The organism is Nocardioides xinjiangensis, from assembly GCF_017916385.1.
In the GTDB taxonomy this organism is placed as follows: Bacteria; Actinomycetota; Actinomycetes; order Propionibacteriales; family Nocardioidaceae; genus Nocardioides; species Nocardioides xinjiangensis.
On sequence record NZ_JAFMSW010000001.1, the window covers coordinates 15,923 to 39,493 of the forward strand.

The window sequence follows — 23,571 nt, forward strand, 5'->3', positions numbered from 1 at the left end:
TGCTCGTCGCTCGTCGTCACTGGTCGGGGTAGGCCGCCCACACGCCGCTGCAGCCGTCCTGCGCGTCGACCGGCGCCGCCGACAGGCCCAGGCCGGTCAGGGCGTCCTCCGCCCGCGAGCGCGACCAGTTCCACGCCCGCACGTCGCTGCGGACCTCGGGGTGCAGGCTGCCGGAGAGCAGGTCGGACAGCACGCAGCGAGCGACGTCCCGGGGCAGTCGCTCGGCGATCACCGGCGCCGCGTCGGCGGACAGTGTCCGGAGGTAGCGCAGGTCGAGGTGCCCCGTCGCCTCCCACCGGTCCAGGTTGCGCTCGGCCACCCACGCATCGGGGTTGACGGCCGCGAGCCCGACGAGCGCGACGGCGCCGGAGCCGAGCGCGATCCGGGGCAGCCATCGCCCGCGTCCGGCCGCGCCGGCCACCATGATCGCGAGCACCACGAAGCCGAGCCAGCCTTCGACGACGTCGACGAAGAGCCGCAGCGTGGTGAAGCCGTAGGCGTCCTGGTAGACGGCCATCCCGCGCAGCGCGGACGCGACGACGAGCAGGGTGAGGGTGCACAGCAGGCCGAGGGAGCCGAGCAGCCACCGGCGGTCCTCCGCGCTGTGGCCGGCCCGGCGGGCGGCGACCCACACCACCAGCACCGTCAGTGCGGTCGCGAGGGTGAGCTGGCCGAAGCCCTGGTGGACGAAGTCGGCGTAGGTCAGGCCGGTGGTGGCCTCGATGTAGTCGCGGCCGCCGATGAGCGCCCGGGCCTGGGCGGCCATGAACGCCACGAAGACGGCGTCCACGACGAGCACGGGCACCAGCCACTCGAACCGGTTCGCGAGGGCGGCAGGGCGGCGCCGGCTCAGCACCTCGACGTCGGCCGGGTTGAGCGCGAGGTACGCGGCGCCCAGGGTGGCGGCGAAGACGAAGCAGGCGAGGAACCCTCGCCCGACGACGTCGTTGAAGGTGAGGTTGGGCACGAGCCGGTCGACCCAGGAGCCGAAGACCGGGTTCGCGCTGGCGAAGATCGTGCCGAACACCGCGAGGCCGAGCAGGGACCACGCGGTCGTACGCACGACGGCGGGTGTGCGCGACTCCGGGCCGGCGAGCCGCAGCGTGCGCCCGAACCAGGGCAGGCCGCGGAGCGAGGCCAGCGGCCACGCGATGCCCGCGAGCACGGTGCCGCGCAGGGTGCGGGCACCCGTGACCCCGCTCAAGAACAGCGTCGCTGCGCAGAGGAGCCCGAGCATCTGGACCCACCAGGCGTCGAGCAGGGTCATCGGGAGCACGAGCAGGAGAGCCAGACCGGCGCAGGTGAGCGTCCAGGGGTCGTGCCGGTCGCGGGCGGTGAGGAGGGCCGCGGCGCCGCACACGACCGCGACGAGGGTCCAGGTCACTCCGACCTCGGTGAAGGACAGGGCGACGCCCGCGACGGCCCCCGCCACCGCGGCTGCCACGACCGTGCGCAGTCCCGACGGCGAGTCGGGCTCGGGCCAGAACCGGCCGAACAGCGCTTCCAGGCCCTGGGCGGGGCGCTCCGCCGGCGCCGGGACGGAGCGCGGCACCCGTGCCGGCGTAGCCCCGGCGGCGCGGGACCCGTCCGGAGGAGCGGCGTCGAGCGGCGTACGCCCCGACCCGTCCTGAACGGTCGCCGGCACGTGGAGCCGGAGGCGGGCACCCTGCCCGGATGCCGGGTCGAGGAAGCGCAGCGTGCCGCCGTGCAGCTGGGCCACCCACCGGGCCACCGCGAGCCCCAGGCCGGTGCCGCCGGCTCCGTCGGTGCCGAAGCGCTCGAAGACGCGCTCGCGGTCCTCCGGCGCGACTCCCCCGCCGTCGTCGGTCACCTCGAGCCACCAGCCCGCTCGCTCGCCGTGGTCCTGCCCGGCCACCACCCGGACGTCGGTGTCGGCCGGCGCGTGGCGGGCGGCGTTGTCGAGGACGTTGACGAGCAGCTGGCGCAGCCGGGTCGGGTCGGCGGTCACCACGAGCCGGTGCGGCACCCGGAGGTCGAAGCCCCGGCTCCGGCCGGTCGCCCGGACCTGGCGGACGGACTCCTCGACCACGGTGCGCAGCGTGACGTCCTGGCGGTCGAGGTCGACCACGCCGGCCTCGAGGCGCGAGAGCTGCAGGAGGTCCTCGACGAGACCGCCGAGGCGCTGCGCCTCGTCGAGGGCGGCCCGGAGGTGCTCGGGGTCGGCGGGGACCACGCCGTCGGCGAGGTTCTCCAGCAGCGCGGTCATCGCCGTCAGCGGCGTGCGGAGCTCGTGGGACACGGTGGCGATCAGGTCCCGACGCTCCCGGTCGACCGTGGCGAGGTCCTCGGCCATGCGGTTGAAGGCGGCGGCGAGCTGCCCCACCTCGTCGGTGGCGTTCGTGCGCACGCGGCCCGAGTAGTCCCCCCGCGCCATCGCCCGCGAGACCTCGGTCATCCGGCGCAGTGGCGCCACCATGCCCGCCGCCAGCAGCTGGGTGACGCCGAGGGCCAGCGCGACACTGACCGGGAGGACGAGGACCGCCGGGACGTCGGCCGCGGAGCCGAGCAGGGTCAGCGCCACCGCGGTGACGACCGACGCCGCGACCAGCAGCCCGAGCTTGACCTTGAGGCTGGAGACGGTGTCGAGCCAGGCGCTCACGGGAGGTCCTCGAGCGCGTAGCCGACCCCGTGGACCGTGCGGATCCGCGCGGCGCCGACCTTGCTGCGCAGCGCCTTGACGTGGCTGTCGACGGTGCGGGTGGCACTCGCGCTGGCCCAGGCGTCGCCCCAGTCCCACACGTCGCGGAGCAGGCGCTCGCGGCTGAGCACCTGGCCCGGTGCACGGGCCAGGCAGTGCAGGAGGTCGAACTCGGTCGGGGTGAGGTGCACCGGCTCGCCCGCCACGGTCGTACGCCGGGCCCCGGGGTCGATCACCACGCCGCCGACCCCGATGACGGCCGGCCGCTCGTCGGCCAGGGCGGCCGCTCGCTCGACCCGTCGCAGCAGGGCGGCCACCCGCGCCACGACCTCGCGCATGGAGAACGGCTTGGTCAGGTAGTCGTCGGCGCCGACACCGAGGCCGACGAGCACGTCCGCCTCGTCGTCGCGGGCCGTCAGCATCAGCACGGGCACGGGCCGCGCCGCCTGGATGCGGCGGCACACCTCGAGACCGTCGAAGCCGGGCAGCATCACGTCCAGCAGCACCACGTCGGGACGGCTCGACGCAGCCAGGTCGACCGCGGACGGACCGTCGAAGGACTGCTCGACGACGTAGCCCTCGACGCGCAGGCGCTGGGCGAGGGCGTCGTTGATCGTGCGCTCGTCCTCGACCACGAGGACGGTCCGGGGGGCAGTCCCCGAGGTGGTGCCCCGGGCGGCGCTCGACGTCATGCCCCGACCCTAGGAGCCCGAGCGGGTGGGAGCCGGGGACGACGCGTGAAGGTTGTGTGGAGGTCGGCCCTCACTCGGGCCGGAGGTCCTGGCACGGCCAGTCCACGTGGACCCGAGCGCCGCCGCCCGGGGCGTCGTCGATGGTGACCCAGCCGCCGTGCGCGCGGGCCAGCCCGCCCACGATGTACATCCCGAGACCGCTGCCGCCGGACTCGCCGGTGGTCCAGAACTTGGTGAACACCCGTCGGCGGAGCTCGGTCGGGATCCCCTCGCCCTCGTCGTCGACGGTGATCCGCACGCCGTCGAGCGCCTCGGATGCGGCGAGTCGCACGGTGACCTGGCCCTGGCCGTGGCGGACCGCGTTCTCGACGAGGTTGGTGACCACCTGGGTGAACTTGTCCGGATCCGCGAAGACGTCGGGCAGTCCCTCCTCCACCTCGACGCGGATCTCCCGGGCGGTGCCGGCCTCGATGGAGGCGACCACCCGTCGCACGAGGACCTCCGCGGACGACTCGCGCGGGTAGAGCTGGAGCCGGCCGGTGTCGATGCGGGCGACGTCGAGCAGCTCGGCGATGAGCCGGGCCAGCCGGTCGGCGTCGGCGTTCACCGTGGTGAGCATCAGCTTGCGCTGGTCGTCGTTGAGCTTGTCCCAGCGGTTGAGCAGCGCCTGCACGAAGCCCTTGACGCCGGTGAGCGGCGACCGCAGCTCGTGGGCGACCGTGGCGACGAGGTCGGAGCGGTCCCGGTCCAGCCGAGCGCGACCGCGCCCGCTGCGCAGGCCCACGGCGATGCCGACCACGGGTCCGAGCGGCACCTCGCGCACCAGGCGTGCGGTCGTGAGGACCTCGTGGCCCGACGCGTTGAGCCACGACTGCTCGGGGACGCCCCGGACGATCGAGATCGCGTCGAAGGGGCGGTTGACGTGGAGCCAGGTCCGCCCGTCCTGGTCGAGCAGCCGCAGCACGTCGGGGAGCGGCATGCCGAGCGCCTGCTCCGGGTCGACGCCCAGCAGCGCCGCCCCCTGGGCGTTGAGGATCGTCACGACGCCGTCGCGGCTCGCGCCGAGGACGCCGTCGGGGTAGAAGTCGGTCAGCGTGCGCAGCCGGCTCGGCCGGGCGCTCTCGACCCGGTGGCGCCTTGCATGGTCGTCCGACACGACCGCAACCCTAGTCGTGGGAGCGGTGGCGTGCGGCGGCCTTGGGCCGCCGCAGGCCGGCGGCGCGCAGCGCAGCCACCAGGTCGCGCGAGCTCACCGGGACGGCCCCCGCTGCCACGAGCGCCTCGTAGGCGTCCGCCGGCACGTCGTAGTGGTCACGGTCCCAGCCCCTGGCGGGGACGCCGTGCGCGGCGGCGAAGTCGTGCACCTCGTCGAAGGACGTGTCGCTCGCGAGGTGCGACCACAGCCGGTCCCAGCGCGGGACGGCCGGCGGGTCGATGAGGATCATGGTGCAGCGAGGCTAGCGCGGGCGGTGCGCCCGCGCCGTCGCGTAGAGGCAGACCGCCGCGGCGGTGGAGAGGTTCAGGCTCTCGGCACGACCGTGGATGGGGATGGCGACGCGGTGGTCGGCCAGTGCGGCGAGCTCGTCCGGCAGCCCCCAGGCCTCGTTGCCGAAGAGCCAGGCGGTCGGACCGCTGAGGTCGGCGTCGAAGAGGTCGACCTCGCCGGCGCCGTCGGCGGCGAGCACCGTCAGGCCGCGGCCCTGGGCGGCGCGGACGGCGACCGCCGGGTCGGGCTCCACGGCGATCGGGAGGTGGAACAGGCTGCCGACGGTGCTGCGGACGGTCTTGGGGTTGTAGGCGTCGACCGACTGGCCGGCCAGCACGACCGCGTCCGCACCGGCGGCGTCCGAGGTGCGGATGACGTTGCCGGCGTTGCCGGGGTCGCGCACGTCGGCGCAGATCGCGAGCAGGCGCGGGGACGACTCGAGCACGCGGTCGAGCGGGGCGTCGAGGTGGCGGCACAGCGCCACCAGTCCCGCCGGGGAGACCGAGTCGGACAGCGACGCGAGGGCCCGCTCGTCGACGAGGGTCACGGCGGCGCCGCCCAGGAGGTCGGCGTGCTGCTCGAGGGCGGTCGGCGTCGCGAAGACCTCGACGACGCAGCCCTCGACAGTCAGCGCCGCCTCGACGGCCTTCGGGCCGTCGGCGAGGAAGAGCCGCCGCTCGGTGCGTACCGAGCGGCGGCTCAGCTTGCGAGCCTCCTTGACGCGAGCGTTGCTCGCGGCGAGCGGAGTGCTCATTGTGCTCAGGCGGAGACCTTGGGCGCGTTGACGTCCTCGGGCAGCGCGGCCTTGGCGGCCTCGACGAGCGCGGCGAACGCCGGCGCGTCGTTGACGGCGAGCTCGGCGAGGATCTTGCGGTCGACCTCGATGCCGGCCAGGCCGAGGCCCTGGATGAACCGGTTGTAGGTGATGCCGTTGGCGCGGGCGGCAGCGTTGATGCGCTGGATCCACAGCTTGCGGAAGTTGCCCTTGTTCTTGCGGCGGTCGTTGTAGCTGTAGACCAGGGAGTGGGTGACCTGCTCCTTGGCCTTGCGGTAGAGCCGCGAGCGCTGGCCGCGGTAGCCGCTCGCGCGGTCGAGGGTGGTACGACGCTTCTTCTGGGCGTTCACTGCGCGCTTGACGCGTGCCATGGTGCTACTCCTTGATGCAGGGGAAATTCAGGCGGACGGGCGGCTGAGCCACCAGGTGGGGTCAGGCTCAGATGCCGAGCATCTTCTTGGCGCGAGCGACGTCGCCCTTCTCGAGCTCCACCATGCCGGCGTTGCGGCGGTGCTTCTTGCGGCTGCCGGTGGTGGGGGCGGACGCGAACGCAGCGCCGGACTTGCGGCCGGCCTGCAGACGCATGATCTTGCCCGAGCCGGTCACCTTGAAGCGCTTCTTGGCGCCCGAGTGGGTCTTGTTCTTCGGCATGTGTCTGCCTCAACTTCCTTGTGCGTGGTTCGGGGTTCTTGGGGGTCGTCACGGACCCGGCTGAGGTTGGTCGCGACGACGTCGTCGCCGCATGCTCGAGCGAGGCTCTCGCTCCGCTCGAGCCGTGCTCTCAGGCCTCGATCTCGGGATCCAGGTTCTCGGAGCGGCGGCGCTCCTTCTTCTGGGCGACCGGGCCGGCGGCGTGGGCCGCCTCGCGCTCGGCGTCCTCCTCGGCCTTGCGCTCGGCACGCGCCTGCTCCTTGGTCGCCCGGGCGGCCTCGGCGTCGATCTTGGCGTCGGCCTTCTTCTTGTGCGGGCCGATGACCATGGTCATGTTGCGGCCGTCCTGCTTGGGGGAGGACTCGACGAAGCCGAGGTCCTGCACGTCCTCGGCGAGCTTCTGCAGCAGGCGGAAGCCCAGCTCGGGACGGTGCTGCTCACGACCGCGGAACATGATCGTGATCTTGACCTTGTCGCCGGCGCCGAGGAACCGCACGACGTGACCCTTCTTGGTCTCGTAGTCGTGCGAGTCGATCTTCGGACGAAGCTTCATCTCCTTGATGATCACGTTCGTCTGGTTGCGGCGCGCCTCACGGGCCTTCTGGGCGTTCTCGTACTTGAACTTGCCGTAGTCCATGAGCTTGCAGACCGGGGGGCGACCCTGCGGGGCGATCTCGACGAGGTCGAGGTCGGCCTCCTGGGCCAGCTTGAGTGCCTGGTCGGTCGGCACGATGCCAACGGTCTCGCCGTTGGGTCCTACGAGCCGGACCTCGGGTACGCGGATCCGGTCGTTGATGCGCAGCTCGGTGCTGATGGGTCCTCCAGTGGTTCGGGTGGGTGGGAGTCCCCGTCCCACCGGTCCGTGCTCGGCCGGAAATGAACAAAGGCTCCCGCTGTCGCCAAGCGGGAGCCAGTCATGACACGCCTCCCCCGTCCGGGGAAGCTGAGATGTCCACGGCCGTCTCGCGACGACTGCGTCCACTGGACCGGACCCGACGATCTGTGGTGCTGGACGATCGGTGCGGGTGGGAGACGGGTGCTGCTCGGCTCCGCTTGGCTGGATCGGTGGCACCGGAAAGCGTGGTGTCACTGATCGGTCAACACAGGAGGTTAGCGGATCATTCCGCCGACGGGCCAATCCAGCCGTGGCCGCCCGAGCCGTCGCCGATCGCCACCAGCCGCCAGCCGGAGGCGAGCCGGGGGAGGTCGTCGCCGTCGACGACGTACGTCGCGGGGCCGGCGAGGTCCACCAGCAGGGCCTCGGCGCCGTCCTGGACCGCTGCCGTGGCGGCCGTCCGGGCCGGCACGGGGACCGGGCGGGCCTGCGGGTCCCACCGGGCCATCGAGGCGGTGGAGGTGAACGCCAGGAGGCCCGTGCTCCCGTCGGCGGCCTGCACCAGGACGGCCGCCATGTCGGACGACTTGTCGTGGGCCAGGCCCTGGTCGTCGACCTCGACCTCGCCGAGCACCGCGACCACCGGCACCAGCAGCCGGGCGTCCTGCAGGAGCGACAGCACCGCGCCCGAGGTCGCGGCGCCGCTCGCGTGGTCCGCGAGCACGCGGGCGAGCCGGGGGTCCGCCTCCCCCGCGTCGTCGCCGAACCCGGGGTCGGGGATGGTGCGCCCGGGCGGTTCCTCCTGCGGGGGTCGGGCGGGGTCGCGGTCGTCGTGCTGCACCTCGTCATTCTCCCGTAGGCATGGTGCGCTGTGGGACTCTGGGGCCGTGGAGGCGACAACCTGGGCCGCTCTGACCGCAGCACTCACGGTGGCGGGCGCCATCTGGACGTGGATCGCGTTCCGCCGGCGCGGAGCGGCGAACGGCCTCCGCGCGCTCGGCTTCACCCTGCTCCCGGCAGCCGCGTGGCTGACCGGGACGCTCGAGATGGTCGTCGAGATCGCCGGGTCGGTCACCGACTGGGCGACCGGCCTGGTCTTCGACGTCCGCACCTGGGCCGGGGTGGGGCTGGCCGGGCTGGCGCTGGTGCTGTGGGTCGTGAGCGGCTTCATCCGCGACCGCCAGCTCGCCCGCGGCCAGGCCGCGGGCGCCGGCCGCAGGGCTCGGCGCGGCGAGGCACTGCCGGAGGCGTCGTCCACCCGGACCCGCCCCGCCTCCGGCCCCACGGGCGCGACCCCCGGCCCGGCCGTGGACGACGAGATGGCCGACATCGAGGCGCTGCTGCGCAAGCGCGGCATCGAGTGAGCGTGGACCTCGTCGAGCGCAACCGGCTGTGGTCGCGGCTCGGGTCCGCAGTCGCCGGCCTGCCCGAGCCGCCCGCCACGCCGCTCGCCGTGGTCGACCTGGACCTCTTCGACGCCAACGCCGACGACCTGGTGCGCCGTGCCGGGGGCAAGCCGCTCCGGGTCGCGTCGAAGTCGCTGCGGGTCCCCGCGCTGATCGAGCGCGCGCTGGGGCGTCCCGGGTTCGCCGGCGTGCTGGCGTACACCCTCGCCGAGGCGCTCTGGCTGCACGAGCACGGCCTCAGCGACGACATCGTCGTCGCGTACCCGACCGTGGACGCCGCGGCGCTGCGGCGGCTGACGTCCTCCCCGTCCGCCGCGGCGGCGATCACCCTCATGGTGGACGACCCGGCCCACCTCGACGCCGTCGACGCGACCCGCAGCTCGCTCGCGGTCCCCGTGCGGGTGGCGCTGGACCTCGACGCCGGCCTGCGGCTCGGCGGTCAGCGCGTCGGACCGAGGCGGTCACCGCTCCTCGACACCGCCGACGTGGTCGCGATGGCACGTCGGGTCGCCGATCGCGACGGCTTCCGGCTCGTCGGCGTGATGACGTACGAGGGCCAGGTCGCCGGCGTGCCGGACGACGTCCCGGGGCAGCGAGCCCGGTCGCTGCTCGTCCGCCGGCTCAAGCAGGCGTCGATGGCGCAGCTCGCCTCCCGGCGGAGCGAGATCGCCGAGGCCCTGCGGCCGGTCGCCCAGCTCGAGTTCTGGAACGGCGGCGGCTCCGGCTCGGTCGAGTCCACCGCAGCCGACCCGGCCGTCACCGAGGTCGCGGCGGGCTCCGGCCTGCTGGTGCCCGGCCTGTTCGACCACTACACGTCGTTCGAGCCGCGCCCGGCGGCCTTCTTCGGCCTGCGCGTCACGCGCAGGCCCGGCCCCACCACGGTGACGGTCCACGGCGGCGGGCTCGTCGCCAGCGGCCCCACCGGCGCCGACCGCTCACCCCTCCCCTGGGCGCCGCCGGGACTGCGCCTCACCGTCCTCGAGGGGGCGGGCGAGGTGCAGACGCCGCTGACCGGCCACCCCGCCGCGTCGCTCGCGATCGGCGACCTCGTCTGGTTCCGTCACGCGAAGTCGGGCGAGCTCTTCGAGCACGTCCGCGAGGTGCACCTCGTCCGGGGCGATGCGGTGACCGCGGTGGTGCCGTCCTACCGCGGCTGCGAGGTCGCGTTCTGAGCCCCCGTGACGACCGTCCGGACGAGGGCGGCCGGCTGGTGACGGCCGACCCCCACCACGTCGCCCGCACGGTGGTCGACCTCGTCCACGCGGGCCCGCCGACCCTCGGCACGGGACGCCTGGTGTGCATCGACGGCCCGGCGGGCTCGGGCAAGACCACGCTCGCGGCGGCGCTCGCCGAGCTCGTGCCGCGCGCTCAGGTGGTGCACTCCGACGAGCTGCTCGAGGGCTGGCGCGGACTGCCCGGCCTGGCGGGCACCGTGACCCGTCTGCTCACCCCGCTCGCCGGCGGCGAGCCCGGACGCTGGCGGCGCTGGGACTGGCACGCCGACGGCTGGGCCGAGAGCCGGGAGGTGCGTCCCGGCGGGCTGCTGGTGCTCGAGGGTGTCGGGTGCTGGTCGCCGGCGATCGGCCACCTCGTCGGCGTGCTGGTGTGGCTGGAGGCCGACCCGGGCGTGCGGCTCGCGCGTGCCCTCGAGCGCGACGGCGACTACCTGCGCGCACACTGGGACCAGTGGCGCACCGACGAGTCGGAGCTCTTCGAGCGGTACCGCACCCGCTCGCGCGCCGACTTCGTGGTGCGCACCGACTGAGCCGGCCGGTTCCGCCGGCGACGCCGTGGAGGCGGCTCAGTCGTCGGCGGGTCCGGCGCGGGCGATCAGCGCCCGCAGTTGGCGCACGCCGTCGCGGGCCACCTTGCCGTCCGAGCCCTGGAAGGCCATGGCCGAGATCGTCGTGCCGTCGGCGAGGTCGAGGGTCGCCCACGGGGCGCCCGCGGGCAGGTGCACGGCCACCACCTGCTCCCAGGCGAGCCGGCGGGTGCGGAACCCGTTGACCACGACCAGGGCCGCCGACTCGGCCGTCACCCGTGACCGGCCGAGCGCCCATCCGATGGTGGCGAAGCCCGCGCCGAGGGCGAGCAGGGTGGCTCGCTGGAGGAAGGTGAACCTGGCGCGGGTCTCGTCGTCGAAGCCGAACCACGCCGCAGCGCACACGACGAGCAGCGTCAGGCCGAAGCCGACCACGGCCAGCCGCACGCCCATCGGCCGCCAGGTGTGCGGCAGCGAGGGCACCGCCCGGCCTGCCGGGCGCTCAGAGGCGGCAGGCATGGATGTCGGTCAGCAGGATCGCGCGGGCACCGATCGAGTACAGCTCGTCCATCAGCCGCTGCGCACCCGCGCGCGGCACCATGACCCGCACCGCCACCCATCCGGGCTTGCCGAGGGGCGAGATCGTCGGCCCCTCGCGACCGGGGGCGAGCTCGGTCGCTCGGTCGAGGTGGGCCTCCTCGATGTCGTAGTCCATCATCACGTAGCTGCGCGCCACCAGGACGCCCTCGACCCGCCGGCGGAAGATCTCGAAGTCGTCGGGGACCTGCCCGCCACGGGTGATCAGCACGGCCTCGGACTCGAGGATGACCTCGCCGAAGGTGGCCAGGCCGGCGGCGCGCAGCGTCGAGCCGGTCTCCACGACGTCGGCGATGACGTCGGCCACGCCGAGCTGGATGCTGGTCTCGACCGCGCCGTCCAGGCGCGTGACGGTGGCGTCGATGCCGTGGCGGAACAGGTAGTCCTCCACCACCCCGACGTACGACGTCGCGACGCGCAGGCCGGCGAGGTCCTCCAGCGAGGAGTAGCGGCCGGCCGGGCCGGCGAAGTGGAAGCGCGAGCGGCCGAACCCGAGGCTCATCGTCTCGTCGGCCTTCGCCCCGGAGTCGAGCAGCAGGTCGCGACCGGTGATCCCGACGTCGAGGGTGCCCTCGCCGACGTAGAGCGCGATGTCGCGCGGGCGCAGGTAGAAGAACTCGACGCCGTTCTCGGAGTCGACGAGCGCGAGCTCCTTGGTGTCGGTGCGCTGGCGGTAGCCGGACTCGCGCAGGATGTCGGTGGCGGCCTGGGACAGCGACCCCTTGTTGGGGACGGCGATGCGGAGGGTCATGCGAGGTTCTCCGGGGCTCTCAGAGGTGTGCGTAGACGTCGTCGAGGGTCAGGCCGGAGGCCAGCATCAGGACCTGCGCGTGGTAGAGCAGCTGGCTGATCTCCAGCGCCGTGGCCTCCTTGCCCTCGTGCTCGGCGGCCATCCACGACTCGGCGGCCTCCTCGAGCAGCTTCTTGCCGATGGCATGGATCCCGGCGTCGAGCTGCTGCACGGTGCCGGACCCCTCGGGGCGCTCCGCGGCCTTGGTGGACAGCTCCGCCCACAGGTCCTCGAACGTCTTCACGAGGGACAACCCTACGGCGCCGTGACGACGCCGCCACCAGCGGTCCCGTGCGCGGACCGCCCCTGCGGGGGTTGTCCTGTCGGCACGGCGCGCTACCGTCGGGGCATGAGCAATTCGAACACGCATTCGGACCCCGAGCCCCGCGAGACGATCGGGGCCACCAGTGGCGACAGCACCCGCAAGGACCCCGAGGACTGGGTCACCGGCGACGAGCCCATGACGGGCGCGCAGCGCAGCTACCTCGACACCTTGGCCCGGGAGGCCGGCGAGGAGCTGCCGGCCGACCTGACCAAGGCGGAGGCGTCGGAGCACATCGACCGGCTGCAGGGAGCCAGCGACCGGACGAGCTAGCCGGCGCGCCGGGCCCGGAGCACCCGCGCGGTGTCGAGCGCCGCGGCCGTGGCCTCCCAGCCCTTGTCCTCCCTCGACCCGTCGAGGCCGGCCCGGTCGAGCGCCTGCTCCTCGGTGTCGCACGTGAGCACCCCGAAGCCGACCGGCATCACGTGCTCGACGCTGACCCGGGTCAGCCCCTCGGTCGCGGCGGAGCAGACGTAGTCGAAGTGCGGGGTGCCGCCCCGGATGACGACGCCGAGCGCCACCACCGCGTCGTACCCCTCACGTGCGAGCGCCGCGGCGACCACCGGCAGCTCGAACGTCCCCGGCACCCGGACGAGCTCCGGCTCGGTGATGCCGTAGGCGGCCAGCGCGCGCGCGGCGCCGGCCACGAGGCCGTCCATCACCTGGGTGTGCCAGCTCGCGGCGACGACGGCCACCTGCAGGTCGCTGGCGTCGAAGGGCTGGGACGTGGGGGCTCCGGCGCCGCTCATGGGGTTCCTCCGTGGCTGAGGTCTGGCAGGTCGTGGCCCATCCGGTCGCGCTTGGTGAGCAGGTAGGCCAGGTTGTGGTCGTTGGGGTGCGGCGTGAGCGGCACGCGCTCGGTGACGGTGATCCCGTAGTCCTCGAGGCTCGCCGTCTTGGCGGGGTTGTTCGTCATCAACCGGACCGAGGAGATGCCGAGGTCGCGCAGGACCTGGGTCGCGGTGCCGTAGTGGCGTGCGTCGGCCGGCAGGCCGAGGTCGAGGTTGGCGTCGACGGTGTCCCGTCCGCCGTCCTGCAGCTGGTAGGCCTGCAGCTTGGCCACCAGGCCGATCCCTCGGCCCTCGTGGCCGCGGAGGTAGACGACCACTCCCCTGCCCTCGGCGACCACCCGGGCCAGCGCCTCGTCGAGCTGCGGGCCGCAGTCGCAGCGCTCGCTGCCGAACACGTCGCCGGTCAGGCACTCGCTGTGCACGCGGGTGAGCACCGGCTCGCCCCGCTCGACCGCCTCCGCGAGGTCGCCGTGCACGAGCGCGACGTGCTCGGAGTCGTCGATGGTGATGCGGTAGCCGTAGGCGGTGAACAGCCCGTGCCGGGTCGGCAGCCGGGTCTCCGCGACGCGCTCGACGTGCCGCTCGTGGCGCCGCCGGTACCGGACGAGGTCCTCGATCGAGATCATCGCCAGCCCGTGCTCGTCGGCGAACTCGCGCAGCTCGGGCGCCCGCTTCATCGTGCCGTCGTCGTTGACCACCTCGACCAGGACGCCGGCCGGCGTGAGACCGGCGAGCCGGGCCAGGTCGACGGCGGCCTCGGTGTGCCCGCGACGCACCAGGACCCCGCCCTCGCGGTAGCGCAGCGGGAAGACGTGGCCCGGACGGGTCAGCTCCCAGGGCTCGGTGGCCGAGTCGGCCAGCGTCCGGGCGGTGCGCGCCCGGTCCGCCGCGCTGATGCCGGTCGAGACGCCGTCGCGCGCGTCGACGGACACGGTGTACGCCGTGCGCAGCCGGTCCTTGTTGTGCGGGGTCATCAGCGGGATCTCCAGCCGCTCGAGCATGTCGCCCGGCATGGGCACGCAGATCACGCCGCTGGAGTGGCGGATCGTGAAGGCCATCAGCTCCGGCGTCGCCTTGGCGGCGGCGAAGATGATGTCGCCCTCGTTCTCGCGGTCCTCGTCGTCGACCACGACGACCGCCTTGCCCGCCGCGATGTCGGCGATCGCGCGCTCGACGGTGTCGAGCCTGACGCTGCCGGGGCTCATGCCGGCACCGCCTGCTTCTCCTCGGCGGCGTCGACCACCGTGCGGCTCGCGCGCCACCACACGACGAAGCCGATGACGACGAAGACGGCGTAGAACAGGTACATCCCGGCCGTCGGGTAGTACTCCGCCTGGACGAGCGTGGTCACGCCGACGACGTCGACCAGGATCCACACCAGCCAGAACTCCACCCACCCGCGCGCCATCCCGTAGGTGGCCAGCATCGAGCCGGCGAGGATCCACGCCTCGGTGGTCGGGCCCCACGATCCCAGCACGCGGGTGAGCAGCAGGTACGCCGCGGCGTACCCCACGACGCCCAGCACGAGCAGTTGGCCGCGCTCGGCCCACGTCGCCCAGCGGGGCGCGATCGCGCCGCCGTCCGACGCCCCGCCGGCCCGGCGCGCCTGCGACCAGCGCCACCACCCGTAGAGCGAGACGGCGGCGAAGAAGACCTGGCGGCCCGCCTGCCCCCACAGCGGCTCCTCGATGTGACCGGAGAGCTCCCCTGTCGCGAAGACGGTGAAGAGCAGCACGTTGCCGACCAGGCCGACGGGCCAGGCCCACACCAGCCGGCGCATGCCGAGGACGGCGCTCGCCAGGCCGAACAGGTTGCCGATCACCTCGCGAGCACCGAGGGAGCCGCCGCCTGGCACGGGGATGGTGCCGTGGACGAGCCATTCGAGCAGGGTCATCATTCTTCCTCGTCGGTTCGGAGGGTCCGGGCGTCCCCGGCGTGGGCGTAGGCGCCGAGGAGCTTCTCGACGTGCTTGGCGATGACGTCGGCCTCGAGGTTGACGAGGTCGCCGACGCGGCGGGCGCCGAGGGTCGTCCGGGCGAGGGTCTCGGGGATGAGGCTGACGGTGAAGCCGCTCTCGCGCGCCTCGACGACGGTGAGGCTCACGCCGTCGACGGTGATGGACCCCTTGTCGACGAGGTAGCGCGCGAGGTGGGCGGGCAGCGAGACCTCCACGACGTCCCAGTGCTCGCTCGGCGAGCGGGAGACGATCTCGCCGACGCCGTCGACGTGGCCCTGGACGATGTGCCCGCCGAGCCGCTTGTCGACGGTGACCGCCCGCTCGAGGTTGACCCGGTCGCCCGGCGCGACGCCGCGCAGGGAGGTCTTGTCGAGCGTCTCCTGCATGAGGTCGGCCGTCCAGGTGCCGTCCCCGAGCTCGGCGACCGTGAGGCAGCAGCCGTTGACGGAGATGGAGTCGCCCAGTCCGGTGCCCTCGAGCACCGTGGCGGCCTCGATCGTGAGCCGGATGGCGTCGCCCTGGTCGGTGATCGCGGCGACCGTGCCGAGCTCCTCGACGATCCCGGTGAACATCAGTTCCTCCTCTGCTCGGCACCCGGCTGGGGCCGCATGGTGAGCCGTACGTTGGTGTCGTCGCCGTCGTGGCCGGGCAGCACGGCGACGTCGTCGAGGGTGAGGTGCAGGGCGTCCGCGATGGTGCCGATGCCGAGGTCGGCGACGGCGTTCCTGCCCGCGCCGAGCAGCATCGGGGCGACGTAGGCGACGACCTCGTCGACCAGACCGGCCTGCAGGAAGGCGCGCGCGAGCGTCGGACCGCCCTCGAGGAACACGTGCCGGCGCTCCAGCGCGTGCAGTCGCGCCAGCGCCTCCTCCGGGTCGCGGGTGCGCAGGTGCACGGTCTCGGCCTCGCCGTCAAGGACCCGGCGGTCCGGTGGCAGGTCGCGCAGCCCCATCACGGCGCGCAGCGGCTGGCGGGGCAGCGGCGTGTCGTCCTCGTCGCGCACGGTGAGCCGCGGGTCGTCGACCTCGACGGTGTTCGTCCCGACGAGCATCGTGTCGCACAGCGCGCGCAGGCGGTGGGTGTCGCGGCGCGCGGCCGGACTCGACACCCAGCGGCTGGTGCCGTCGGGGGCGGCGCTGCGGCCGTCGAGCGTGGTGGCGAACTTCCAGGTCACGAGGGGGCGTCCGTGGGTGACGGCGAAGGTCCAGGCCCGGTTCAGGGCCTCCGCCTCGGCGGCCATCGGCCCCTGCTCGACGTCGACGCCCGCACCGTGCAGGCGGCCGGCGCCGCCTCGGGCGACGGGGTTCGGGTCGGTCTGGGCGTACACCACGCGCCGTACGCCGGCGGCGATGAGCGCCTCGCTGCACGGCCCCGTGCGACCGGTGTGGTCGCACGGCTCGAGGGTCACCACGGCGGTCGCGCCCCGCGCGGCGGCGCCGGCCGCTGCGAGGGCGGCGGCCTCGGCGTGCGGCGTACCCGCGCCGCGGTGGAACCCCTCCGCGATCGTGGTGCCGTCGGGAGCCAGGAGCACGCAGCCGACGCGGGGGTTGGGACCGAGGGGCACGCCGGGGGTGGCGGCGATCGCGAGCGCGCGCTGCATCGCGCGGCGCTCCGCCTCGGTGTTCGTCATCTCCGCCTCCGGTCCGTGTGCGGACTCCGGGGGGCGGGCGACGGTGCTCGCGCTCCCTCGAGGAGCGCGGAGCCGTCTGCGTGCACTTCTCATCCGGACTTTGACCGTCGGTCCAGGAGTTCCACCTGGTCAACCGGCCACTGGCTGTGGCCGGGTCGCGGACTTCCGAGGCGAGGCACGAAGCCCCGCTCGGTCACCGCCGGTGCGGAGTTCCACCGCCCCCAGAGCACGCGAGCTCTTACCGGCGCAACTGTGCCACAGCGCCGCGCATTCCCTCACCGGTGTCCGGGCGTGACCTGCGCAACACGGGTCCCTCCTGCCTCCTGTTCCCCCGCCTACCCGGGGGAACGCGAACTTCCGGTGGCCTGCACGCCCCGAGAAGTTCGCGACACGCCCGCGAGGTTCAGACCTGGTCGAGGAACCGGTCGAAGACCCGCGCGCCGAACTCCAGCGCGTCCACGGGCACCCGCTCGTCGACGCCGTGGAACAGCGCGGTGAAGTCGAGGTCCGCGGGCAGCCGCAGCGGCGCGAAGCCGTAGGACCGCATGCCGAGCTTGCGGAAGTGCTTGGCGTCGGTGCCGCCGCTCATCAGGTACGGCGCGACGACCGCGTCGGGATCCTCGGCGAGCAGGCTGCGCGTCATCGCCGTGACGAGGTCGCCGTCGTACGGCGTCTCCCACGGGTCCTGCTTGGACTCGAACGAGAAGTCGATCCCGTCGCCGGCGAGCTCGCGGAGCGTCGCGAAGAACTCGTCCTCGTAGCCGGGCAGGAAGCGCCCGTCCACGGTCGCCTGGGCGTCGGTCGGGATGACGTTGGTCTTGTAGCCGGCCCGCAGCATCGTCGGGTTGGCCGTGTTGCGGATGACGGCGCCGAGCATCCGGGCGGCGTCGCCGAACTCCTCGACCAGGGCCTCGGCGTTGTCCGGCGTCGCCTCGGTGCCGGCGAGCTCGCCGATGGTCGCGAGCAGCACCTCCATGGTCGGCGTCAGCCGCACCGGCCACTGGTGGGCGCCGATGCGGGCGACCGCCCCGGCGAGCCGGGTCACCGCGTTGTCGTCGTTGATCATCGAGCCGTGGCCCGCACGGCCGCGGGCGGTGAGGCGCATCCAGGCCATGCCCTTCTCGGCCGCCTCGATGAGGTAGACCCGGCGGCCCCGCACGGTCGCGGAGAAGCCGCCGACCTCCCCGACGGCCTCGGAGCAGTCGGCGAGCAGGTCGGCGTGGTCGTCGACCAGGATCCCGGCGCCGTGGTGCCCGCCGGCCTCCTCGTCGGCGGTGAAGCACAGCACCACCTCCCGGTCGGGCGCGGCACCCGCCGCCGCGCGGGCGCGCACGACGCTGAGCAGCATGGCGTCGAAGTCCTTCATGTCCACCGCGCCCCGGCCCCAGACGTGGCCGTCCTTGATCTCGCCGCTGAACGGGTCGACCTGCCAGTCCGACGCCTCGGCCGGTACGACGTCGAGGTGGCCGTGCAGCAGCAGGGGGGCGCGGCCGTCGCCACCGCCCCAGCGCGCGACGACGTTCGCCCGGCCCGGCCGGCCCTCGATGACCTCGCTCGCGATCCCCACCTCGTCGAGCAGGCCGGCCACCAGCTCGGCGGCCTTGCGCTCCCCGGGCCCGTCGTCGGTGCCGTAGTTCGAGGTGTCGATCCCGATGAGGTCCTGGCAGAGCTGCACCACCTCCGCGGCGGGGTCGTACGCGCGGTCCTGGGGAGTGTCGTGGGAGGGGTCCTGGGGCGCCTGGTCCATGCCGTCCATCCTGCCCCACGAGTGTGCAGCGGCCCCGATTCGTTGGCCGGGAACCCCTTTGCTACTGTTCTCCAGCACTCGTCCGGGTGGCGGAATTGGCAGACGCGCTAGCTTGAGGTGCTAGTGCCCGTATTAGGGCGTGGGGGTTCAAGTCCCCCCTCGGACACACGAGCAGAACCCCAGGTCGCAGACCTGGGGTTCTTCGCTTGTCCGGGCAGCCGGCCGCGGGGCGCGCTCAGTCGTCGAACGCGTTGACCACGTCGTGGTCGATCGTGGTCCTGGGCCCGGTGAACCACCGCTTGGCCGACACGTTCCACCAGATCGCGAGCACGAGCAGCGTGCCGATGGTGAGGACGGGGGCGTAGTTGACGCTGCTCCAGGCGAAGTCGTCGCTGAACGGCACGCCGGCCGGCGTGAACGGCAGGACGAAGTAGACCGAGATGATGAGGATCTCGAGCACCGCCACGAGGTTCATCCACTTGTACTTCGCGCCGTTGTTCCAGGTGCCCGCCTCGAACGCGTCACCCAAGCGCCAGCGCAGGAAGATCGGGATCACGAAGGACAGGTAGAGCCCGATCACCGCGACCGAGACGACGGCGTAGAAGGCCACCGGCACGCCGCCGATGCTCTTGAGCGCCGGGAGCGTGATCACGATGCCGACGACCGCCACGAACATCACGGCGTTGGCGGGGATGCGGGTGGTCTTGTTGACCCTGGACAGCCAGCGCGAGCCGGGGATCGCGCCGTCGCGGCTGAAGGCGAACGTCATTCGCGACGCGCTGGTCAGGCACGCGGTGGCGCAGAACAGCTGGCCGGCGGTGGAGATGAGCAGTACCAGGAAGTGCCATCCGTCCGGCAGCGCCTGGCCGAAGATGACGTCCACCGCCCCGAAGCCCTCGCTGACGCCCTGCGGGTCCTGCACGGCGAAGAGGAACGCCAGCAGGAGCACGTAGCCGCCGATCGCGGAGTAGAAGATCGAGCGCCAGATGCCCTTCGCCGCCCCCTCCGCCGCGCCCTGGGTCTCCTCGGAGAGGTGGGCGGAGGCGTCGAAGCCGGTGATCGTGTACTGGGTGAGCAGGAAGCCCAGCGGCAGCACCAGGAACCAGTAGGCACCGTTGCTGAAGCCGGAGTTGTTGATGCGCTCGGTGAAGACGAAGTCGAGGCTCTGGTGGGTGGGCGGGACGATGATCAGCACCGCGATGACGATCGCCGCGCCGGCGACGTGCCACCACACCGAGATGTTGTTGATGACCGCGAGCAGGTGGCCGCTGAAGATGTTGAGCACCGAGGCGAGCACGAGGATCGCCACGAAGAGCAGGAACACCCGGGTGAGCGAGTAGCTCTCGGCCCAGTCGGTGCTGATCGTGCTGATGGTCAGGTCGAGGAACGTCGCGGCGCCGTACGCCACGCTCGCCGTGACCGCCAGCAGCCCGATGAGGTTGAGCCACCCGGAGAAGAACCCGGCCGCCGGGCCGCCCAGCTTGGCCGCCCACCAGTAGATGCCGCCCGAGGTGGGATAGGCGGAGACCAGCTCGCTGAGCGTGAAGCCGATGATGAGGATGAACGCCGAGATGATCGGCCAGCCCCACGAGATGGCGATGGGCCCGCCGTTGTTCCACGCCTGGCCGAAGGTCGTGAAGCACCCGGCCAGGATCGAGATGATGGAGAACGAGATCGCGAAGTTGGAGAAGCTCGACCAGCTCCGGCTCAGCTCCTGGGAGTAGCCCAGCTTGGCGAGATGCTTCTCGTCGTCGGTCAGCTCGCGCTCTCGGGCAGTTCCTCCTGCGGATCCAGCAGCGGACTCAGCGGACATGGGCACACCTCTCGGGGCGTCGTCGGGTGCTCGGCACCGTAGACCCGGCCGCACCCGCCGTAAAGGGCCTCGCAGAGAACAGCCGAAAATTGGTATGAACTCCGACCATTGACCGTGGACCCCGGACGTGCCCAGACTGGCCCGCATGACCGCGCAGCCGCACGAGCACCTCACCGCGGCGGTGCTCCGGCCGGTGCGCGGGCACCACGCGTTCGAGGGCTGCGTCGAGCAGCTCGCCACGGCCATCCGCCTCGGCGTCTACCCGGTGGGCAGCGTGCTGCCGCCCGAGCGGGAGCTCGCCGAGCGGCTCGCCGTCAGCCGGGCGACGCTCCGCGAGGCCATCGCCGCGCTCCGCCAGGCCGGCCTCGTCGAGACCCGGCGCGGCCGCGGGGGCGGCTCGACGGTGACCTCGCAGGCCCGCGCCCGGATCCGCGGCGGGCTGTCCCGGCTGTCCGCCGCCACGAAGTCCGAGTGGCTCGACGCGCTGGAGTTCCGGCGGGTCGTGGAGCCGGGCGCCGCGCACCTCGCCGCGAGCCACGAGCTCGCCGACCCCGACCGTGAGCGGCTCACGGCGACGGAGGCGGCGGTGCACGACGCGGCCGGGAAGCGCGCCCACCGGCAGGCCGACTCGCGGCTGCACCTCACGATCGCCGCGCTCAGCGGCTCGGCCCGCCTCCAGGAGGCGGTCACGTCGGTGCAGTCCACGCTCGACACGATGCTGGCCGCCATTCCCGCGCTCGACACCAACATCGGGCACTCGCACCACCAGCACCGGCTCATCTGCACGGCCATCCTCAACGGGCGCGCCGAGCGCGCCCGGAAGGTGATGGAGGACCACTGCGACGACACGGCCGCGCTGCTGCGCGGCCTGCTCGTCTGACCGGCACCGCCGCCCCCACAGGAGACCACGTGAGCACACGCAACGACCGGCACCTCAGCATGGACGACCTGCGCCGACGCATCGAGGCCGGCGACGTCGACACCGTCGTGGTCGCCTTCACCGACATGCAGGGCCGGCTGCAGGGCAAGCGGCTGCACGGGCGGTACTTCCTCGACCACGTCGTGGGCCACGGCACCGAGGGCTGCAACTACCTGCTGGCGGTCGACGTCGACATGAACACCGTCGACGGCTACGCGATGACGTCGTGGGAGCAGGGCTACGGCGACATGGAGCTCGTCATGGACGAGCGGACGATCCGGCTGCTCCCGTGGCTGCCGGCCACCGCGATGGTCCAGTGCGACCTCGAGTGGGCCGACCACCGGCCGGTGTCGGCGAGCCCGCGGGCGATCCTGCGTGCGCAGCTCGCGCGGCTCGAGGAGCGCGGCCTGGTCGCGATGGCGGGCACCGAGCTGGAGTTCGTCATCCACGAGGACACCTACGAGGAGGCGCGCCTCAAGGGCTATCGCGACCTCGTGCCCGCCAACCAGTACAACATCGACTACTCGATCCTCGGCACCACGCGGGTCGAGCCGCTGCTGCGCGACATCCGCAACCACATGTACGCCGCGGGGCTCGACGTGGAGGGCGCCAAGGGCGAGTGCAACTTCGGCCAGCACGAGATCGGCTTCCTGTTCGACGACGCGCTGACCACGGCCGACAACCACGTCGTCTACAAGAACGCCGCGAAGGAGATCGCCGCCCAGCACGGCAAGTCGATCACGTTCATGGCCAAGCCCAACCAGCGCGAGGGCAGCTCCTGCCACATCCACCTGTCGCTGCGCGGGGCCGACGGGGACCTCGTGTTCTGGGACGACGCCCGGGACGCGCGTACGCCGCTCTACGACAGGTTCGTCGCAGGCGTGCTGGCCACCGCCGCGGACTTCGCCCTGTTCTTCGCGCCCAACATCAACTCCTACAAGCGCTTCGCCGACGGCTCGTTCGCACCCACCACCCTCGCGTGGGGCCTCGACAACCGCACGTGTGCCGTGCGCCTGGTCGGGCGCGGCGCCGGCGCGCGGATGGAGAACCGCATCCCCGGAGCCGACGCGAATCCCTACCTCGCGCTGGCGGCGATGATCGCCGGCGGGCTGCACGGCATCGACCACGAGCTCGAGCTCGAGCCCGAGCTCACCGGCAACGCCTACGCATCCGACAGGCCGCGCGTGCCGAGCACCATGGGTGCCGCACGTGAGCGGTTCCACACCTCCGAGGTGACCCGGGCGACCCTGGGCGACGACGTCGTCGACCACTACGCCAACATGGCCGACGTCGAGCTGGCGGCCTACAACGCCGCCGTCACCGACTGGGAGCTCGTCCGCGGGTTCGAGCGGCTCTGAGGAAGGCACCGGACACTGACATGAGCACCCTGATCAACCCCGCCACGGGCGTCGAGCTCGACGCCTCCCCCGCCTCCGCGACGCTCGAGGAGACCAACGCGGCGATCGAGCGGGCCGCCGACGCCTTCGCAGCCTGGCGCGACGTCGCGCCGGGCGAGCGCGCGCGGCTGCTGCGCACCTTCGCCGCCGTCGTCGACGAGCACCTCGAGGAGCTCGCCCAGCTCGAGGTCCTCAACGCCGGCCACACGATCGGCAACGCCCGCTGGGAGGCCGGCAACGTCCGCGACTGCCTGAACTACTACTCGGCCGCGCCGGAGCGGCTCTTCGGCCGGCAGATCCCGGTGCCGGGCGGCACCGACGTCACCTTCCACGAGCCGCTGGGCGTGGTGGGCGTCATCGTGCCCTGGAACTTCCCGATGCCGATCGCGGCCTGGGGCTTCGCCCCCGCGCTCGCGGCCGGCAACACGGTCGTGTTGAAGCCGGCGGAGCTGACACCGCTGACCGCGATGCGGATCGGCGAGCTCGCGCTGGAGGCGGGCCTGCCCGAGGGCGTCCTCACCGTCGTCCCCGGCAAGGGCTCCGTCGTGGGCGAGCGCTTCGTCACCCACCCGCTGGTGCGCAAGGTCTGCTTCACCGGCTCCACGGCCGTCGGCAAGCAGATCATGGCCGGCTGCGCCGACCAGGTCAAGCGGGTGACCCTCGAGCTCGGCGGCAAGAGCGCGAACATCGTCTTCGCCGACGCCGACGTGGCCGCGGCCGCCGCGAGCGCGCCGTACGCCGTGTTCGACAACGCCGGGCAGGACTGCTGCGCGCGGTCGCGCATCCTCGTGCAGCGCGCGGCGTACGACGAGTTCGTCGGGCGGCTCGAGACCGCCGTCAAGGCCCTGCGCGTGCTCGACCCGGCCGACGAGCAGAGCGAGATGGGCCCGCTGGTCTCCGCGGGCCAGCGCGACGCCGTGCGGTCCTACGTCGAGGGCGCCAGCGTCGCGTTCACCGGCACCGCGCCCGACGGCCCCGGGTGGTGGCTGCCGCCGACGGTGGTCGAGTCGCGCGACACCGGCGAGGCAGTGTGGCGCGAGGAGGTCTTCGGCCCGGTGGTCGCGGTGATGGCCTTCGACGACGAGGACGAGGCCGTGGCGCTGGCCAACGACACCGAGTACGGCCTGTCCGGCTCGATCTTCACCTCCGACGTCGGCCGCGCGCTGCGGGTCGCCCGCGCCGTCGAGGCCGGCAACCTGTCGGTCAACAGCCACTCCTCGGTGCGCTACTGGACGCCGTTCGGCGGCTACAAGCAGTCCGGACTCGGCCGCGAGCTCGGGCCGGACGCGCCCGACGCGTTCACCGAGGAGAAGAACGTCTTCATCGCGCACTGAGACCACGC

At 73.0% G+C, this 23,571-nt stretch carries 26 protein-coding genes, 1 tRNA gene and 1 riboswitch; of the genes, 8 read left to right on the plus strand and 19 right to left on the minus strand.

Annotation, left to right across the window (positions count from 1 at the left end):
- Positions 1 to 16: 16 nt before the first annotated feature.
- From J3P32_RS00070 to J3P32_RS00110, 9 genes are all read right to left on the minus strand, one after another.
- Positions 17 to 2,620: a DUF4153 domain-containing protein gene (locus J3P32_RS00070; RefSeq protein ID WP_210437515.1), complete on the minus strand. Its 2,604-nt coding sequence runs from the start codon at positions 2,618 to 2,620 to the stop codon at positions 17 to 19.
- A complete protein-coding gene (locus J3P32_RS00075; RefSeq protein ID WP_210437516.1) occupies positions 2,617 to 3,351 on the minus strand; it encodes a response regulator transcription factor in 735 nt (244 codons plus the stop codon). Before J3P32_RS00075 ends, J3P32_RS00070 begins: the two co-directional genes overlap by 4 nt.
- Positions 3,352 to 3,421: 70 nt before the next feature.
- Positions 3,422 to 4,507 carry a sensor histidine kinase gene (locus J3P32_RS00080; RefSeq protein ID WP_307807605.1) on the minus strand — a complete coding sequence of 362 codons (1,086 nt, stop codon included), beginning with the start codon at positions 4,505 to 4,507 and terminating at the stop codon, positions 3,422 to 3,424.
- A 10-nt stretch (positions 4,508 to 4,517) separates the two neighbouring features.
- Positions 4,518 to 4,796 carry a DUF4031 domain-containing protein gene (locus tag J3P32_RS00085; RefSeq protein ID WP_210437517.1) on the minus strand — a complete coding sequence of 93 codons (279 nt, stop codon included), beginning with the start codon at positions 4,794 to 4,796 and terminating at the stop codon, positions 4,518 to 4,520.
- Positions 4,797 to 4,808: 12 nt separating this feature from the next.
- On the minus strand, positions 4,809 to 5,591 hold the full coding sequence (locus tag J3P32_RS00090) for a TrmH family RNA methyltransferase (protein WP_210437518.1): 783 nt from the start codon (positions 5,589 to 5,591) through the stop codon (positions 4,809 to 4,811).
- A 5-nt stretch (positions 5,592 to 5,596) separates the two neighbouring features.
- Positions 5,597 to 5,983 carry a 50S ribosomal protein L20 gene (rplT, locus tag J3P32_RS00095; RefSeq protein WP_210437519.1) on the minus strand — a complete coding sequence of 129 codons (387 nt, stop codon included), beginning with the start codon at positions 5,981 to 5,983 and terminating at the stop codon, positions 5,597 to 5,599.
- Positions 5,984 to 6,050: 67 nt separating this feature from the next.
- Positions 6,051 to 6,263, minus strand: coding sequence for a large ribosomal subunit protein bL35 (locus tag J3P32_RS00100; protein ID WP_090971167.1), 213 nt, complete (start codon positions 6,261 to 6,263; stop codon positions 6,051 to 6,053).
- Between the two features lie 130 nt (positions 6,264 to 6,393).
- On the minus strand, positions 6,394 to 7,119 hold the full coding sequence (gene infC / locus J3P32_RS00105) for a translation initiation factor IF-3 (protein WP_307807606.1): 726 nt from the start codon (positions 7,117 to 7,119) through the stop codon (positions 6,394 to 6,396).
- 262 nt (positions 7,120 to 7,381) lie between these two features.
- Positions 7,382 to 7,939, minus strand: coding sequence for an SseB family protein (locus J3P32_RS00110; protein WP_307861508.1), 558 nt, complete (start codon positions 7,937 to 7,939; stop codon positions 7,382 to 7,384).
- A 46-nt stretch (positions 7,940 to 7,985) separates the two neighbouring features.
- On the opposite strand from J3P32_RS00110, the gene J3P32_RS00115 reads away from it, so the two are divergent.
- From J3P32_RS00115 to J3P32_RS00125, 3 genes are read left to right on the plus strand one after another with little or no spacing between them, the layout of a single operon-like run.
- Complete coding sequence (locus J3P32_RS00115; protein WP_210440840.1) at positions 7,986 to 8,462, plus strand: hypothetical protein; 477 nt, start codon at positions 7,986 to 7,988, stop codon at positions 8,460 to 8,462.
- A 2-nt stretch (positions 8,463 to 8,464) separates the two neighbouring features.
- Entirely contained in the window at positions 8,465 to 9,676 is a 1,212-nt protein-coding gene (locus tag J3P32_RS00120; RefSeq protein ID WP_210437521.1) for an amino acid deaminase/aldolase, read from the plus strand.
- A 38-nt stretch (positions 9,677 to 9,714) separates the two neighbouring features.
- Positions 9,715 to 10,269, plus strand: a complete 555-nt coding sequence (locus J3P32_RS00125; protein ID WP_307861509.1) for a nucleoside/nucleotide kinase family protein — start codon at positions 9,715 to 9,717, stop codon at positions 10,267 to 10,269.
- Positions 10,270 to 10,305: 36 nt separating this feature from the next.
- On the opposite strand, the gene J3P32_RS00130 is transcribed toward J3P32_RS00125, so the two are convergent.
- Genes J3P32_RS00130 through J3P32_RS00140 form a run of 3 tightly spaced genes read right to left on the minus strand, consistent with a single transcriptional unit; the run spans position 10,306 to position 11,897 of the window.
- Positions 10,306 to 10,785 (minus strand): PH domain-containing protein, encoded by a 480-nt coding sequence (locus tag J3P32_RS00130; RefSeq protein ID WP_210437522.1) that lies wholly within the window; start codon positions 10,783 to 10,785, stop codon positions 10,306 to 10,308.
- Positions 10,769 to 11,614 carry an ATP phosphoribosyltransferase gene (gene hisG / locus J3P32_RS00135; protein ID WP_210437523.1) on the minus strand — a complete coding sequence of 282 codons (846 nt, stop codon included), beginning with the start codon at positions 11,612 to 11,614 and terminating at the stop codon, positions 10,769 to 10,771. Before hisG ends, J3P32_RS00130 begins: the two co-directional genes overlap by 17 nt.
- A 19-nt stretch (positions 11,615 to 11,633) precedes the next feature.
- Positions 11,634 to 11,897: a phosphoribosyl-ATP diphosphatase gene (locus J3P32_RS00140; RefSeq protein ID WP_210437524.1), complete on the minus strand. Its 264-nt coding sequence runs from the start codon at positions 11,895 to 11,897 to the stop codon at positions 11,634 to 11,636.
- Between the two features lie 105 nt (positions 11,898 to 12,002).
- On the opposite strand from J3P32_RS00140, the gene J3P32_RS00145 reads away from it, so the two are divergent.
- Positions 12,003 to 12,248: a DUF3072 domain-containing protein gene (locus tag J3P32_RS00145; RefSeq protein ID WP_210437525.1), complete on the plus strand. Its 246-nt coding sequence runs from the start codon at positions 12,003 to 12,005 to the stop codon at positions 12,246 to 12,248.
- Here J3P32_RS00145 and ribH read toward each other — a convergent pair.
- From ribH to J3P32_RS00175, 6 genes are all read right to left on the minus strand, one after another.
- Positions 12,245 to 12,724, minus strand: a complete 480-nt coding sequence (gene ribH, locus J3P32_RS00150) for a 6,7-dimethyl-8-ribityllumazine synthase (protein ID WP_210437526.1) — start codon at positions 12,722 to 12,724, stop codon at positions 12,245 to 12,247. The two genes, J3P32_RS00145 and ribH, sit on opposite strands and share 4 nt — an antisense overlap.
- A complete protein-coding gene (locus J3P32_RS00155; RefSeq protein WP_210437527.1) occupies positions 12,721 to 13,971 on the minus strand; it encodes a bifunctional 3,4-dihydroxy-2-butanone-4-phosphate synthase/GTP cyclohydrolase II in 1,251 nt (416 codons plus the stop codon). Before J3P32_RS00155 ends, ribH begins: the two co-directional genes overlap by 4 nt.
- On the minus strand, positions 13,968 to 14,663 hold the full coding sequence (gene pnuC, locus J3P32_RS00160) for a nicotinamide riboside transporter PnuC (protein WP_210437528.1): 696 nt from the start codon (positions 14,661 to 14,663) through the stop codon (positions 13,968 to 13,970). Before pnuC ends, J3P32_RS00155 begins: the two co-directional genes overlap by 4 nt.
- Positions 14,660 to 15,295, minus strand: coding sequence for a riboflavin synthase (locus J3P32_RS00165; RefSeq protein WP_210437529.1), 636 nt, complete (start codon positions 15,293 to 15,295; stop codon positions 14,660 to 14,662). Before J3P32_RS00165 ends, pnuC begins: the two co-directional genes overlap by 4 nt.
- Positions 15,295 to 16,353 (minus strand): bifunctional diaminohydroxyphosphoribosylaminopyrimidine deaminase/5-amino-6-(5-phosphoribosylamino)uracil reductase RibD, encoded by a 1,059-nt coding sequence (ribD, locus tag J3P32_RS00170; protein ID WP_246849839.1) that lies wholly within the window; start codon positions 16,351 to 16,353, stop codon positions 15,295 to 15,297. Before ribD ends, J3P32_RS00165 begins: the two co-directional genes overlap by 1 nt.
- A 76-nt stretch (positions 16,354 to 16,429) precedes the next feature.
- Positions 16,430 to 16,587, minus strand: a riboswitch (FMN riboswitch).
- A gap of 169 nt (positions 16,588 to 16,756) precedes the next feature.
- Positions 16,757 to 18,100: a M20/M25/M40 family metallo-hydrolase gene (locus tag J3P32_RS00175; protein ID WP_210437530.1), complete on the minus strand. Its 1,344-nt coding sequence runs from the start codon at positions 18,098 to 18,100 to the stop codon at positions 16,757 to 16,759.
- An 80-nt stretch (positions 18,101 to 18,180) separates the two neighbouring features.
- Between J3P32_RS00175 and J3P32_RS00180 the strand changes: the two genes are divergently transcribed.
- Positions 18,181 to 18,266 (plus strand) — tRNA-Leu (locus J3P32_RS00180).
- A gap of 69 nt (positions 18,267 to 18,335) precedes the next feature.
- Here the strand turns inward: J3P32_RS00180 and J3P32_RS00185 are convergent.
- Positions 18,336 to 19,913, minus strand: coding sequence for an amino acid permease (locus tag J3P32_RS00185; RefSeq protein ID WP_210437531.1), 1,578 nt, complete (start codon positions 19,911 to 19,913; stop codon positions 18,336 to 18,338).
- A gap of 145 nt (positions 19,914 to 20,058) precedes the next feature.
- On the opposite strand from J3P32_RS00185, the gene J3P32_RS00190 reads away from it, so the two are divergent.
- Genes J3P32_RS00190 through J3P32_RS00200 form a run of 3 tightly spaced genes read left to right on the plus strand, consistent with a single transcriptional unit; the run spans position 20,059 to position 23,563 of the window.
- Positions 20,059 to 20,793: a FadR/GntR family transcriptional regulator gene (locus J3P32_RS00190; RefSeq protein WP_210437532.1), complete on the plus strand. Its 735-nt coding sequence runs from the start codon at positions 20,059 to 20,061 to the stop codon at positions 20,791 to 20,793.
- Positions 20,794 to 20,822: 29 nt separating this feature from the next.
- Positions 20,823 to 22,190, plus strand: a complete 1,368-nt coding sequence (locus J3P32_RS00195; RefSeq protein ID WP_307807608.1) for a glutamine synthetase family protein — start codon at positions 20,823 to 20,825, stop codon at positions 22,188 to 22,190.
- A 20-nt stretch (positions 22,191 to 22,210) separates the two neighbouring features.
- Complete coding sequence (locus tag J3P32_RS00200) at positions 22,211 to 23,563, plus strand: aldehyde dehydrogenase family protein (RefSeq protein WP_210437533.1); 1,353 nt, start codon at positions 22,211 to 22,213, stop codon at positions 23,561 to 23,563.
- Positions 23,564 to 23,571: the final 8 nt, after the last annotated feature.

Excerpts from the sequence above, each read along its gene's own strand:
- J3P32_RS00075 (WP_210437516.1), bottom strand. The coding sequence starts at position 3,351 with ATGACGTCGAGCGCCGCCCGGGGCACCACCTCGGGGACTGCCCCCCGG.
- J3P32_RS00085 (WP_210437517.1), bottom strand. The coding sequence starts at position 4,796 with ATGATCCTCATCGACCCGCCGGCCGTCCCGCGCTGGGACCGGCTGTGG.
- J3P32_RS00090 (WP_210437518.1), bottom strand. The coding sequence starts at position 5,591 with ATGAGCACTCCGCTCGCCGCGAGCAACGCTCGCGTCAAGGAGGCTCGC.
- rplT (WP_210437519.1), bottom strand. The coding sequence starts at position 5,983 with ATGGCACGCGTCAAGCGCGCAGTGAACGCCCAGAAGAAGCGTCGTACC.
- J3P32_RS00100 (WP_090971167.1), bottom strand. The coding sequence starts at position 6,263 with ATGCCGAAGAACAAGACCCACTCGGGCGCCAAGAAGCGCTTCAAGGTG.
- J3P32_RS00130 (WP_210437522.1), bottom strand. The coding sequence starts at position 10,785 with ATGCCTGCCGCCTCTGAGCGCCCGGCAGGCCGGGCGGTGCCCTCGCTG.
- hisG (WP_210437523.1), bottom strand. The coding sequence starts at position 11,614 with ATGACCCTCCGCATCGCCGTCCCCAACAAGGGGTCGCTGTCCCAGGCC.
- J3P32_RS00145 (WP_210437525.1), top strand. The coding sequence starts at position 12,003 with ATGAGCAATTCGAACACGCATTCGGACCCCGAGCCCCGCGAGACGATC.
- ribH (WP_210437526.1), bottom strand. The coding sequence starts at position 12,724 with ATGAGCGGCGCCGGAGCCCCCACGTCCCAGCCCTTCGACGCCAGCGAC.
- J3P32_RS00155 (WP_210437527.1), bottom strand. The coding sequence starts at position 13,971 with ATGAGCCCCGGCAGCGTCAGGCTCGACACCGTCGAGCGCGCGATCGCC.
- pnuC (WP_210437528.1), bottom strand. The coding sequence starts at position 14,663 with ATGATGACCCTGCTCGAATGGCTCGTCCACGGCACCATCCCCGTGCCA.
- J3P32_RS00165 (WP_210437529.1), bottom strand. The coding sequence starts at position 15,295 with ATGTTCACCGGGATCGTCGAGGAGCTCGGCACGGTCGCCGCGATCACC.
- ribD (WP_246849839.1), bottom strand. The coding sequence starts at position 16,353 with ATGACGAACACCGAGGCGGAGCGCCGCGCGATGCAGCGCGCGCTCGCG.
- J3P32_RS00175 (WP_210437530.1), bottom strand. The coding sequence starts at position 18,100 with ATGGACCAGGCGCCCCAGGACCCCTCCCACGACACTCCCCAGGACCGC.
- J3P32_RS00185 (WP_210437531.1), bottom strand. The coding sequence starts at position 19,913 with ATGTCCGCTGAGTCCGCTGCTGGATCCGCAGGAGGAACTGCCCGAGAG.
- J3P32_RS00190 (WP_210437532.1), top strand. The coding sequence starts at position 20,059 with ATGACCGCGCAGCCGCACGAGCACCTCACCGCGGCGGTGCTCCGGCCG.
- J3P32_RS00200 (WP_210437533.1), top strand. The coding sequence starts at position 22,211 with ATGAGCACCCTGATCAACCCCGCCACGGGCGTCGAGCTCGACGCCTCC.